Raw genomic sequence first — 12060 nt, 5'->3', positions numbered from 1 at the left:
CCCTACGACTCTCATCTGCTGAACGTGTCGATGTTCGCGATGCGCCAGGTGCCGCCCCGGTAGACCACGTCCACGGCGAACATCGCTGCCGCGTGGCTGGCCGAACCACCCTTGGCGGTACTGGTGTTGCTCTGGTCGGCGAACACCAGGGCCCGGGCCCGGTCGCCGTCGATGGCCTCGACCGCGCTGTGCGTGACGGTGGTGCTGAGGACGAGCTTCTGCCGCTCTCCCTGGGCGCGGACCTGCGCGAGCATCTCCCGGTGCTGGCCGACCGCCTTGCCGGTGAGGTGTGCGCCCGCGGCCTTCTCCGTCCGGCCCGGGTCGTTGTGGTCGTAGGAGAAGACCGCGTCGACGGCCTGGCCGACCGAGCCCTTCACCTCGCTGGTGCGGGAGGTGTCGGTCAGCGCCGCATTGCGCAGGGCAGGTACGTCACGCAGGCCGTCGGCCCGGTGGTGGGCGAAGACCGCGAAGGCCGTGGCCAGTACGGCGAGCAGAGCTAGCAGCAGAGGCCAGGGGACGGGTCCCCGCGCGGTCCGGGCAGGCCCGGACCGGCGCAGCCGGGAGTTCGGGCGCGGGGCTCGCGGTGCGGGCGCGGGTACCTCGCGGGCCTTGACCGCGGCCAACCGCCTCTGTCGGTTGACCATATGGCGTGTCGTCGACATGGATCAGTCCCTCAGTCGGACGGAGTGTCGGTGGGCGTCTCGCCCGCGGGGGCCTGGCCGAGCCCGCTCAGCTTCCAGCCTTCGCCGGTACGGGTGAGCTCGCCGAGCAGTCGGCTCTCCTTGGTGCTCGGCTTCTTCTTCGGCGGGTCGACGGTGATCCGTATCGCGATCATCACGCCTGCCCTGCCCTCACGTTCGTCCAGTTCGGTCACGGCCCCGGACAGCACCTCGGCCGTGGTGACCGTGCGCGCGGTCCGCACCTGTTTCTCGAACTCGGGCCTGCCCTTGCGCAGTTCATCGAGAAGGCTTCCGGTGGCGGACCGCTCCCAGGCGTCCAGGCCGTGTGCGAGGTCGCGGTGGTCGAGGGTGTTCAGGTTCAGGGCGGCCTGTTCGCCCGCCGCGAGGACCTCGTCCCGGGTCTCCGCGAAGCGGGCGGAGTCGTCGTGGGCCGCCGCGTACCAGGACGAGCCCGTCCAGCCCGCGAAGCCCAGGGCGAAGGCGGCCGCCGCTGCGGCGAGCGAAAGTCTCGTACGGTGCCGGGCTGTCGTACGTGCCATGTCCCTCTCTCCTAACCGGACCGGCCGGCCTAGTGGCGTGAGCACCCTGGCGGGCCTAGCGGGCCGTGATGTCGGTGATCGTCCAGTGGCCGTCGTCCAGGCGCGCGGTGACCGAGAGCTGGGCGGCCGCGGTGGTCGCCCTGGCGCCCTTGCGCTTGGCCCGCTGGTCGAGAAAGACCAGTAACCGCGCGCCGTCACCGCTGAGTTCGACGGCTCCCGCCCGGACCACCTGAGTGGTGAGCGACAACTGCTGCTTGCCGACCTGCCTGCGGAGCTTGCCGAACAGGGCGCGGTAGTCCTTCGCCGCCTGGCCCCGCAGCACATCGCGGGCGCGTCGCTCGGTGGTGGCCAGGTCGTGGGGCGTGTAGGTGAAGACCACGGCGAGGGCGTCGCTGACGTCCGCGATGACCCGGCGGGTCCGCTCGCCGTCGGTCAGCGCCTGGTTGGCGGCTCCCGGTGTGTTCGCGGTCCTGTCGGTGAGGACGAGGAGCGTGCCGCCGGTGAGAAGCAGCGCGGCGAGGACGAGGGCGACCAGCGTGCGGCCTCCGCGGCCACCGCGGAGACGGCCCGCGGGCAGCGCCACCTTCGTGTCGACATCGCCGTCGACGGCATCGGACGCCGCCGCACGCTGGGGTTTCAGTCCGGCGCTCATCTACGACCTCTCATGTTGCTGCGTCCCCTTCCGTTCCGCGCCATTCCCCTGCATTCCGATTCATTCCGCCGCGACCGGCACCGCCGTCAGCGAGCTGAGCTTCCAGCCCGCACCCTTGTCGTCGAGGCCCGCCTCGAAGCGTTTGCGGTCCGTGGTGGACTTGCCGCCGCGTTCGGTCACCTCGACGCGGACCGTGGCGATGACCTTCGCCGTGCCCGCCCGGGTGTCCAGGGCGACGACCGCCGCATCGGTGACCGCGGCGCGGGTGCTGGTGCCCTCCTGTTCGAGGGCCTTGGCGCTGTCATCGCCCGTACGCCGCAGCTCGTCCGCGAGCGGCCCCTCCGCCGCATTCGTCCAGGCACGCAGCGAGGCCCGTACGTCCTTGCCGTCCATGGTGTTGAGCAGCGCGATGTGTCTGCGCGCGGCAGTCAGTGCGCTGTCACGGGCGCGGGCGTGGGCCAGATCGCCGTCGGCACGTGTCTGCGCGTAGGTCCATCCCGAGAAGCCGCAGAACAGCGCTCCCGCAAGCAGCGCCGCCCACCACGCGTGCCGGCGCCTCACGACTCCCCCATCCCGAGCAGCCCGCCCAGGTCGGTCGGGCTTCCGGACGGCTCCTGGCCGTGCCCGAGGCCGCCCGCCGCGGCCCGTGCGGGCTCGGGCACGCCGCCGCGCGGTGCGTTGGCGGAGCCGCGTACGTTCTGGCCGCCGGCGGGGTTCGCGGTGCAGGCCGCCTTGGTGTTGGCGGGGGCCGGTGAGGTGTCGAGGCCGTTGCGGTAGGGGGTGGCGCCGTATCCGGCGGTGCAGGGCAGCGGCTTGAAGAACGTGGTGGTCATGCCGAAGCGCACTCCGTCGGGGCCGACGGCGGTGGCTCCGGTGGCTGCGACCTGCGGGATGCGCACCATCAGTTCGCGGGTGCCGCGCTGGCGGGTCACCAGGAGCTCGGAGGTGGTGACGAGGTTGGCGAGCACGACGCCGAGCCCGGGGTCGGTGTCGCGCAGCAGCGCTGTGAACTGGGTTGCCGCGTCCGGTGTTTGGGCGATGAGGCGGCGCAGATCGGGGTCGGACCTCTTGAGCTGCGCGGCCAGTTCGGCGGCACCGCTCGCGAAGGATTTCAGGGCGTCGGACCGCTGGTTCTGGGTGCGCAGGACGGTCTCGCCGTCGATGAGGAGGCGGGTGGTGGCGGGCAGTGCCTTGTCGGCAGCACGGATGAATTCGCTGCTGGTGTCGATGAGGATCTGCAGGTCCTGTCCACGTCCCTCGAAGCTCTTGCCGAGCTCGTCGACGACCGTGCGCAGTGCGGCAGTGTCCACCGAGGAGGCGAGCCGATCGACGCTGGCGAGTACGTCGGTGACCGGCGCGGGAGTTCGCGTGGCCCCGCGCGGGACCACGGAACCGTCGGCGAGGTAGGGCCCGTCGACGGTGCGCGGGCTCAGATCGAGGTACTGCTCGCCGACCGCCGAGAGGTGCGCGACCTTCGCCTCCAGGTCGCTGGGGATCTTCGGCGCCGATTCCTTGATGCGGATGCGGGCCTCGACTCCGTCGGGGGTCAACTCGACGGCCTCTACGCGGCCGACGTCGACGCCCCGGTAGGTGACGTTTCCCTGGCTGAACAGGCCGCCGGTCTCGGCGAGTTCGACCCTGACCGTGTAGTGGTCGCGGGCGCCCACGTACCGTCCCAGGTCGGCGTACGTCGTGGCGATGTGTGCGAGGACGACCACGCCGAGGACGAGAAAAGCGATGTTCTTGAGGTGGGTGGAGAGGGTGAGCACTAGGAGCCGCCTCCTGACGTTCCGGTGACCGCGGGCAGCGGCAGGGACGAGCGCGTGGCGGTGCCACCACCGCGGATCGGCGGCACGATCTGCGTGCCGGGGGCTGCCGCGATCTTCAGATAGACGTTGAGGTAGTCGCCCTTCACTCCGGTGAGCACCTCGTCGGTGAACGGATAGGTGAACATCACCTGCAGCGACTCGGGCAGGTCGGCGCCCGCGTCGGCGAGGTTCTTCAGGACCGGTGCGAGGGCCTTGAGGTCGGTCACGAGGTCGTCCTTGGTGCGGTCGACGGTGTCGACCGCGACGGTGGAGAGCGAGTCCAGGGCGCGCAGCATGCCGACGAGGGAGGAGCGCTGGTCGCTGAGGACCTTCAGTCCGGGCGGCAGTTCACGCAGGATCTCGCCGATCTTGCGGTCGCGGGTGGCGAGGGTGGTGGAGAGCCGGTTCATGCCGTCGAGGGCGGCGGTGATGTGCTTCTTGTTCTTGTCGAGGCTCTTCGCGGTGGTGTTGATCTGCCGCAGCACGGAGCGGACTTCGCCCTCGTTGCCGCCGAGTGCCTTGTTGAGTTCGCTGGAGATGGTCTCGATCTGCTGGACGCCACCGCCGCCGAGCACCATCGACAGGGCGCCGAGGACCTCCTCGACCTCGGGGTTGCGGTTGGTGCGGGCGACCGGGATGACGGACCCGTCGCGCAACCGGCCCCGGTCGTCCGCGTACGCCGCCGTGGTGCCGGTCCTGGTGTCCTGGAGGTCGGGGCGGGCCCGCATGTCCTTGGGGGCGACTAGTTGGACGTACTTCTCGCCGAGGACGCTGGACTGCTCCAGGTTGGCGTAGGCGTTGGCGGGCAGCCGTACGCCGCCGTTGACCTTGAGGGTGACGCGGGCGGTCCAGCCGTCGTCGGCGAGGGAGATCCGGGTGACGCGGCCGACCTCGACGTCGTTGACCTTGACCGCGGAGTGCGGGAAGAGACTGACGACGTCCCGGAACTCGGCGGTGATCTCGTACGGATGGTCGCCGAGGTCGGCGCCGCCGGGCAGCGGCAGGTCCTGGAGGCCCTCGAAGTCCGGGAGGCCGCCGGAGCCCAGGGCGAGGCCCGTGAGGGTCACGGTGAGGCAGAGGCCCAGCGCGATACGTGCGGTGCGGTTCTTCACGGTCGGCCTCCCCCGGCATCGCCCGGCGAGCCGTACACGGTGCCGGCCGGTGGCAGCGGCAGGGCGGGCAGGTTCTTGATCCGCTTTTCGGGGACGGCGATGAGATCGTCGGTGTCGCCTTTCCCGGCGCCCGTCGTCCCGGCCAGTTCGTTGATGTCGGCGCGGCCGTCGATGGTGCGGGTGCGCGGGTTGTACGCCTGGTCGAGGTTGCCGGCGGCCAGCGGCAGCACGTCCAGGGCCTCGGCCACCGAGGACCGCTGGTCGACGACGGACCGGGTGAGGCCCGCCAGCTTGTCCACGTTCGACTTGAGGCGGCCCCGGTTGTCCCTGATGAAGCCCTTGACCTGACCGAGCGCGGTGCCGAGGTCCTTGAGGGTGGCGGCCAGGTCGTCCTTGTCCTCGGCGAGGAAGCCCGCGACGTCGGCCAACTGGGTCTCGGCGCGGCGCACTTGGCCGTCCTTGCGCTTGAGCAGGGTGATGAACTGCTGCAGCTGCTCGACGGTCCGGACGAGGTCGCCGCTGTTTCCGTTGAGGACGGCGGACGCGCCGCCGAGCTGGTGGATGGTGTCGCCGATGTTCTTGCCGTTGCCGTCGAGGTTCTTCGCTCCGGCCTTGACGAGCCCCGCCAGGGCGCCGTCCTTGTTCGCACCGTCGGGGCCCAGCGCGTCACTCAACTCGGTGACACTCTTGAGGAGTTCGTCGACCTCGACGGGGGTCGCCGTGTGCTCGGCGCTGATGACGGCGCCGTCGCGGATCTGCGGGCCGCTGCTGTAGGCGGGGCTGAGCTGCACGAACCGCCCGGACACCACGCTGGGGGCGACCACGACGGCCTGGACCCGGGCGGGCACCTTCACTCCTTCGTCGAGGGAGAGCCGTACCCGTACCTGCGTGCCCTGGGGCCGGATCTCGTCGACGCTGCCGACGCGGACCCCGAGCACCCTGAGGTCGGACCCTTCGTGGACGGCGACGGCCCGGTCGAAGTAGGCGGTGATGTGTTTGCCGTCCCCGCTCCGGGCGAGGGCCGCCACACCGGCGATCCCGGCCGCCGTGAGCAGGGCGAGGGCGACGAGGACGGCCACGAGGCGTCCCAGGCCGCGTGCGCGTGCGCGTGCAGGCGCTTGTATACGGGCCATCAGCGGACGCCTCCCTGCTTCTTCGGCGGCATGCATCCGCTGTCCGGCCCCGTGCCCGTCGGCAGGTAGTCCTTGGGGACGAGGCCGCACAGATAGCCGTCCATCCAGCGCCCGTTGCCCAGGGTGTTGCCGACGAGCCGGTAGTACGGTCCGGCGGCGGCGAGGGCCTTGTCGAGGTTCTTCTTGTTCTTGGTGAGGACACCGGTGACCCGGTCGAGCGCGGCGAGCGCGGGCCCCAGCTCGTGTTCGTTGTCGTCGACGAGGCCGCTGATCTCCGTGCCGAGGTCGCGGGCGCCGGTGAGCAGCGCGTGGATCGCCTTGCGGCGGTGGCGTACCTCTTCGAGCAGCAGATTGCCGTTGTCGATGAGCCGCTCGATCTGGGTCTTCTTGCTGTTCACCGACGTGGTGAACCGGGCTGACCCGTCGAGGAGTTCGGCCAGGTCGTCATGGCGCTTGGCAATGGTCCGGGAGAGCGCGGACAGACCCGTGACGGCCTTGCGGACGTGCGGCGGCGTGTTCTCGAAGGCCCCGGAGATGGCATCGAAGCTCTTGGCGAGCTGGTCCTCGTCCAACTCGCCGGTCGTGCGGCTCAGGCCGTTGAAGGCCTCCATCACGTCGTACGGAGAGGTGGTGCGGCGGTCGGGGATGCGCGTGCCGGGGTCCTGCTCGCGGCTGCCGAGCGGGTCCACGGCCAGGTATTTGGCGCCCAGGAGGGTCTTGATGGCGATGCCGATGGTGCTGCGGTCGCCGATCCAGGCGTCCTTGACCTCGAATGTCACCTTCACCTTGGGGCCGTCCAGGGTGACGTCCTGCACCTTGCCGACGCGTACACCGGCGATCCGCACCTCGTCACCGGCCTTGAGCCCCACCGAATCCCTGAAGTCGGCGGTGTAGCGGGTGCCGCCGCCGATCACGGGCAGCGATTCGGCGTGGAAGGCGAGCAGCCCGACGAGGGTCAGGGCCAGGAGCCCGGCCATGGCGACGGCCACCGGGTTGCGCTCGCCGATGGGCTTGAGGCGGGGGCGCCGCGGTCGGGGCAGCTTCATGCCCTGCACCTCGCGTCCTTGAGGGCGAGTCCGGTCGGCGGCGGGCTGTCGTCGTAGGTGGAGACGCCGCTCAGCTTCGCTTCGCAGAGGTAGAGGTTCATCCAGGAGCCGTACGACGTGATCCGGGTGAGGGCGGTCATCTTCTGCGGGGTCTTCTCCAGGAAGTTCTCGACGAGCGGCGTGTTGTCGGCGAGGGTCCTGGACACCCGCCCCACATCGCGGATGCCGTCCTTCAAGGGCGCCCGGCTCTCCTTGAAGAGACCCGCCGTGCTCACGCTGAGCTTGGCGAGCGAGTCGACGGACCGGCCGACGGTCTTTCGGTCGTCGGCGAAGCCGGAGACCAGCTTCTCGACCGTGCCGATGAGTTCGGTGAAGCCCTTCTGCCGGGTGTTGACCGATCTGAGGACCCGGTTGAGGTTGGTGATGACCTCTCCGATCACCTGGTCCTTGGCGGCGACCGTGGTGGTCAGTGAGCCGACGGTTCGCAGCAGGCTCTCGACCGTGCCGCCCTCGCCCTGGAGGACCTGCACGATCGATGCCGTGAGCTGATTGGTCTCCTTCGGGGCGAGCCCTTGCATCAGCGGCTGGAACCCGTTGAAGAGCTGGGTCAGGTCGAGCGCCGGGGTGGTGCGGCTCAGCGGGATGGTCTGCCCCGGTCGCAGGGTGCCGCCGACCGGTCCGGGGCCGCGGCGCAGATCGACGAAGCGCTGCCCGATCATGTTCAGGTACTTGATGGACGCCGTCGCGGAGGCAGGCACCCGCCGTTCTCCTTCCAGTACGAACTCGACCTGCGCGTAACGGTGTTGGACGATCTCGATCGACGACACCTGGCCCACCTCGACCCCGGCGATGCGCACCGAGTCGCCCTCGTTCAGACCGGTGGCATCGGTGAACCACGCCTTGTAGCCGCGGGTCCCGCCGACGTCGGTGCCCGCGACGCTCAGAGCGAGCACGGTGGTCGCCAGGGCGGTCACCACGATGAAGATCAGCGATTTCACGGCGGGACCGGTCAGGCTGCGCTGTCCGCTCACCTCAGCTTCACCTCCGCCCCGCGGAAGGCCGGTCCGGCGAGCACGCTCGTCCAGTCGGGCAGGGATGCGTGACGTTCCTGGTCCGGTGCGGCGAGGAGTTCGGTGACCAGGTCGTTCTCCTGGGGCGAGTTGGCGACACCGAGACCGCCGGACACGCCGCTCAGGGTGGTGGCCGTGCTCTGCGGCGCGGCGTACGAGCCGCCCGTGTAGGGGACGGGATAGCAGCGCGGCCCGCGGTCCGCGTCGTAGCGGGGCGTGTCCCGGCCCGGCACATAGGCGCCGCGCGAGGGGACGACCCGGACATCGACGCGCAGGCCCGGCCGGTCGGTGCCCTTGCCGAGGGCGGCGTCCATCGCCGGCACGAAGTCGGCGACCGTGCGCAGGGTGCAGGGGAACGCGGACGCGTACCGCGCGAGGATCTCCAGGGTCGGGCGGCTGGTCGCGGTCAGCCGGATGAGGTTGGCCCGGTTGCCGCGCAGCCAGCTGCCGGTCTCCTGGGAGCTGCTGGTGACGGAGGCGTACAGCGTGGACAGTTCGGCCCGCTGCGCGGCGATGGTGGCGCTCGTGGTGGTGGCGTCGTGCAGTGCGTCGACGAGATCGGGCGCCGCGTCGGCGTAGGTGTCGCTCAGTTCGACGAGTTCCTCGATGTCGCGGTTCAGGGACGGCAGATGGGGGTTGAAGTCCTTCAGGTAGCCGTTCAGGGTCACCAACGCGTCGCCGATCTTCTCGCCCCGCCCTTCGAGGGCCCGGGCGAGGGCGGACAGCGTGGCCGACAGTTCCTGGGGCCGCACGGCGGTCAGCAGGGGCAGCAGGTTGTCGAGCACCTGCTCCAGTTCCACGGCGCTGCGGCTGCGGTCCCGGGGGATGACGCTGCCCGCGGCGAGCGGACGGGGCGAGGGATTCTCGGGCGGTACGAGGGCCACGTACCGCTGTCCGAAAAGGGTGGTCGGCAGGAGTTGGGCGCGGACGTCGGACGGGACCCGGCCGATCTTGTCGGGTTGGAGGGCGAGGGTGAGACGCGCGGCCCGGCCGCCCGTGTCGATCCTCTCGACCTCGCCGATGACGACGCCGCGCAGTTTGACCTCCGCGCGCGGGTGCATCTCGCTGCCGGCCCGCCCCGTCTCGACGATGACGGTCGCCGAGTCGGTGAACTCCTTGTCGTACACGGCGATCGACAGCCACACCAGCAGGGCGGGCACCACGAGGTACACGACTCCGGCTAGCCGTCTGCGGCGGGCCAGAGCGCTCTCCGTGGGGCGGGTGCGCGCCACCGGTACGGCGGCCGTCGTGCGGGCCCGGGTCTTCGGCGGGGCGCTCATCCGGCCACCTTCACCGTGGTCGTGGCGCCCCAGAGCGCCAGGCTGAGGAAGAAGTCGGTGACGCTGATGAGGACGATCGCGGTCCGCACCGAGCGGCCGACGGCCACCCCGACTCCCGCCGGTCCGCCCGAGGCGCGGAAGCCGTAGTAGCAGTGCGCGAGGATCACGAGCACGCTGAAGACCAGCACTTTGAGGAAGGACAGGAGCACGTCCGTCGGGACCAGGAAGAGCTGGAAGTAGTGGTCGTAGGTGCCTGTGGACTGCGAGTTGAACAGTACGGTCGTCGCCCGCGAGGCCAGATAGGAGCCGAGCAGACCGATGCCGTACAACGGGATGACCGCGAGCGCGCCGGCCACGATGCGGGTGCTGACGAGGAAGGGGGTGGAGCGCACGCCCATGCTCTCCAGGGCGTCGACCTCTTCGTTGATGCGCATCGCGCCGAGCTGTGCGGTGAAGCCCGCGCCGACGGTGGTGGACAGGGACAGGGCGGCGACGAGCGGGCCGATCTCGCGGGTGTTGAAGTAGGCGGAGACGAATCCGGTGAACGCGTCGGTGCCGATCTGGCTGAGCGCCGCGTACCCCTGAAGGCCGACGACCGTGCCGGTGAAGACGGTGATGCCGATCATCACGCCGACGGTGCCGCCGATCACCCCGAGCCCGCCGCTGCCGAAGGCGACCTCGGCGAGGAGCCGCTGGATCTCCTTGGGATAGCGGCGCACCGCGCGCGGAATCCAGATCAACGCCCGCACGTAGAAGAGGAGTTCGTCTCCTGGCCGGTCCAGCCAGGCGAAGGCGCGGCTCTTGCCGCCGCGTTCGGTGAGGGCCATGGGTCACAGCCCTTTCGGGGGGACGAGCTGCAGATAGACGCCCGTCAGGACCATGTTGACGAAGAAGAGGATGAGGAAGGTGAAGACGACGGACTGGTTCACCACGTCGCCCACACCCTTCGGTCCGCCCTTCGGGTTGAGTCCGCGGTACGCGGCGACGACACCGGCGATGAAGCCGAAGATCAGCGCTTTCAGTTCGCTGATGTAGAGGTCGGGCAGCTGGGCCAGCGCGGAGAAGCTGGCGACGTACGCACCCGGGGTGCCGTTCTGCATCACGACGTTGAAGAAGTAGCCGCCGAGGGTGCCGACCACGGAGACGAGCCCGTTGAGGAGCACCCCGACCAGCATCACGGCGAGCACCCGGGGGACGACGAGACGCTGGACGGGCGAGACACCCATCACCCGCATGGCGTCGAGCTCCTCACGGATGGTGCGCGAGGCGAGGTCCGCGCAGATCGCGGACCCCGCGACGCCCGAGATGAGCAGGGACACGATCAAGGGGCTCGCCTGCTGGATGATGACGAGGACGCTGGCGCCGCCGGTGAAGGCCTGGGCGCCGAACTGCTCGATCAGAGAGCCCACTTGGAGTGCTATCACCGCTCCGAACGGGATCGTCACCAGCATCGCGGGCAGGATCGTGACGCTCGCGATGAACCAGAACTGCTCGACGAACTCCCGCCATTGGAAGGGCCGCTTGAGGATCAGCCGGACCACACTCACGGCGAGCGCGAACAGGTGGCCGATCTCGCGCAGCACGCCCAGGCCCGGCAGCGGCGGACGGACCGAGGGAGGGGCGGTCATGCGCCCGCTCCCCGGCTGATGCGGGGCTCGGCACGGCCGGGCCCGTCGAGGGTGGGGGCGGCGAGCTTGGGTGTGTCGGGCCTGGGTGCGTCGGGCCTGGGTGCGTCGAGCGTGGGTGCGTCGTCGTCCCGCAGGCTTGCCTCGATGGCGCGGCGGGCCGCGGGCGGCAGCTCGTGCAGCATGGCCCGGACCCGCTCCCGGCGCCGGCGCACCGCCCGGCGCTCCGGCAGCCCGGGGGTGGGCGCCAGCTGCGGCACGATGGTCCGCTCCATGGCGGGCCCGGCGACGATGCCGCGCGCGGCCTCCCGGTCCAGGGTGGCCTGGTCCTTCTCCTCGGACATGCCGATGGGGCCCGCCCTGCGGGCGGTGAGGAACTGCTCGACCACCGGCTCCTCGCTGGTGAGGAGCACTTCGCGCGGCCCGAAGGTCACGAGGTGGCGGCGGAACAGCATCCCCATGTTGTCCGGGACGGTCGCCGCGATGTCGAGGTTGTGCGTGACGATGAGCATCGTCGCGTCGATCTCCGCGTTGATGTCGATCAGGAGCTGCGAGAGATACGACGTGCGCACCGGGTCGAGCCCGGAGTCCGGCTCGTCGCAGAGGATGATCTGCGGATCGAGCACCAACGCCCGCGCCAGGCCCACGCGTTTGCGCATCCCGCCCGATATCTCGCCGGGCAGCTTCTTCTCGGCGCCTGCGAGGCCGACCAGATCGAGCCGCTCCATGACGATCCGGCGGATCTCCGACTCCTTCTTGCGGGTGTGCTCGCGCAGCGGGAACGCGACGTTGTCGAAGAGGCTGAGAGAGCCGAAGAGCGCGCCGTCCTGGAACATCAGGCCGAACAGCTTCCGGGCCTCGTACACGTCCCGTTCGCGGCTGTTGACCATGTCCACGCCGTCGATGAGGACGTGCCCCCGCTCGGGGCGGACCAGGCCGACGATCGACTTCAGGAAGACCGTCTTGCCGGTGCCGGACGGGCCGAGCATCACGCTGACCTCGCCGCGCGGCAGGGTGAGCGTCACGTTCTGCCAGATGTTCTGCTTTCCGAACGACTTGGTCAGCCCTTCGACGACCACTTCGACTCCCATCGCACCTCCTTGCTCAGCGTTCGG

At 70.3% G+C, this 12060-nt stretch carries 13 protein-coding genes; all 13 read right to left on the bottom strand.

Features of this window, described 5'->3' with window-relative positions:
• Positions 1-11 precede the first annotated feature (11 nt).
• From OG302_RS36355 to OG302_RS36295, 13 genes are read right to left on the bottom strand one after another with little or no spacing between them, the layout of a single operon-like run.
• Positions 12-662, bottom strand: a complete 651-nt coding sequence (locus tag OG302_RS36355; RefSeq protein WP_371530659.1) for a hypothetical protein — start codon at positions 660-662, stop codon at positions 12-14.
• Positions 663-673: 11 nt separating this feature from the next.
• Entirely contained in the window at positions 674-1219 is a 546-nt protein-coding gene (locus tag OG302_RS36350; RefSeq protein WP_371530658.1) for a hypothetical protein, read from the bottom strand.
• A 55-nt stretch (positions 1220-1274) separates the two neighbouring features.
• Positions 1275-1871: a hypothetical protein gene (locus OG302_RS36345; RefSeq protein WP_371530657.1), complete on the bottom strand. Its 597-nt coding sequence runs from the start codon at positions 1869-1871 to the stop codon at positions 1275-1277.
• 60 nt (positions 1872-1931) lie between these two features.
• Positions 1932-2432, bottom strand: a complete 501-nt coding sequence (locus OG302_RS36340; protein WP_371530656.1) for a hypothetical protein — start codon at positions 2430-2432, stop codon at positions 1932-1934.
• On the bottom strand, positions 2429-3640 hold the full coding sequence (locus OG302_RS36335) for an MCE family protein (RefSeq protein WP_371530655.1): 1212 nt from the start codon (positions 3638-3640) through the stop codon (positions 2429-2431). Before OG302_RS36335 ends, OG302_RS36340 begins: the two co-directional genes overlap by 4 nt.
• On the bottom strand, positions 3640-4791 hold the full coding sequence (locus OG302_RS36330) for an MlaD family protein (RefSeq protein ID WP_371530654.1): 1152 nt from the start codon (positions 4789-4791) through the stop codon (positions 3640-3642). Before OG302_RS36330 ends, OG302_RS36335 begins: the two co-directional genes overlap by 1 nt.
• Positions 4788-5924 (bottom strand): MCE family protein, encoded by a 1137-nt coding sequence (locus OG302_RS36325; RefSeq protein WP_371530653.1) that lies wholly within the window; start codon positions 5922-5924, stop codon positions 4788-4790. Before OG302_RS36325 ends, OG302_RS36330 begins: the two co-directional genes overlap by 4 nt.
• Complete coding sequence (locus OG302_RS36320; protein WP_371530652.1) at positions 5924-6970, bottom strand: MCE family protein; 1047 nt, start codon at positions 6968-6970, stop codon at positions 5924-5926. The genes OG302_RS36325 and OG302_RS36320 overlap by 1 nt, the downstream gene beginning before the upstream one ends.
• Entirely contained in the window at positions 6967-8001 is a 1035-nt protein-coding gene (locus tag OG302_RS36315; RefSeq protein WP_371530651.1) for an MCE family protein, read from the bottom strand. The genes OG302_RS36320 and OG302_RS36315 overlap by 4 nt, the downstream gene beginning before the upstream one ends.
• Positions 7998-9320 (bottom strand): MCE family protein, encoded by a 1323-nt coding sequence (locus tag OG302_RS36310; protein ID WP_371530650.1) that lies wholly within the window; start codon positions 9318-9320, stop codon positions 7998-8000. Before OG302_RS36310 ends, OG302_RS36315 begins: the two co-directional genes overlap by 4 nt.
• A complete protein-coding gene (locus OG302_RS36305; RefSeq protein ID WP_371530649.1) occupies positions 9317-10147 on the bottom strand; it encodes an MlaE family ABC transporter permease in 831 nt (276 codons plus the stop codon). Before OG302_RS36305 ends, OG302_RS36310 begins: the two co-directional genes overlap by 4 nt.
• 3 nt (positions 10148-10150) lie before the next feature.
• Positions 10151-10948 (bottom strand): MlaE family ABC transporter permease, encoded by a 798-nt coding sequence (locus OG302_RS36300; protein ID WP_371530648.1) that lies wholly within the window; start codon positions 10946-10948, stop codon positions 10151-10153.
• Positions 10945-12036: an ABC transporter ATP-binding protein gene (locus tag OG302_RS36295; RefSeq protein WP_371530647.1), complete on the bottom strand. Its 1092-nt coding sequence runs from the start codon at positions 12034-12036 to the stop codon at positions 10945-10947. Before OG302_RS36295 ends, OG302_RS36300 begins: the two co-directional genes overlap by 4 nt.
• Positions 12037-12060: the final 24 nt, after the last annotated feature.

The organism is Streptomyces sp. NBC_01283 (assembly GCF_041435335.1).
In the GTDB taxonomy this organism is placed as follows: Bacteria; Actinomycetota; Actinomycetes; order Streptomycetales; family Streptomycetaceae; genus Streptomyces.
This window is presented reverse-complemented; position numbering and strand designations above follow the sequence as displayed.

Coding starts and splice junctions, on each gene's coding strand:
- OG302_RS36355 (WP_371530659.1), bottom strand. CDS start 662: ATGTCGACGACACGCCATATGGTCAACCGACAGAGGCGGTTGGCCGCG.
- OG302_RS36350 (WP_371530658.1), bottom strand. CDS start 1,219: ATGGCACGTACGACAGCCCGGCACCGTACGAGACTTTCGCTCGCCGCA.
- OG302_RS36345 (WP_371530657.1), bottom strand. CDS start 1,871: ATGAGCGCCGGACTGAAACCCCAGCGTGCGGCGGCGTCCGATGCCGTC.
- OG302_RS36325 (WP_371530653.1), bottom strand. CDS start 5,924: ATGGCCCGTATACAAGCGCCTGCACGCGCACGCGCACGCGGCCTGGGA.
- OG302_RS36320 (WP_371530652.1), bottom strand. CDS start 6,970: ATGAAGCTGCCCCGACCGCGGCGCCCCCGCCTCAAGCCCATCGGCGAG.
- OG302_RS36310 (WP_371530650.1), bottom strand. CDS start 9,320: ATGAGCGCCCCGCCGAAGACCCGGGCCCGCACGACGGCCGCCGTACCG.
- OG302_RS36305 (WP_371530649.1), bottom strand. CDS start 10,147: ATGGCCCTCACCGAACGCGGCGGCAAGAGCCGCGCCTTCGCCTGGCTG.
- OG302_RS36300 (WP_371530648.1), bottom strand. CDS start 10,948: ATGACCGCCCCTCCCTCGGTCCGTCCGCCGCTGCCGGGCCTGGGCGTG.
- OG302_RS36295 (WP_371530647.1), bottom strand. CDS start 12,036: ATGGGAGTCGAAGTGGTCGTCGAAGGGCTGACCAAGTCGTTCGGAAAG.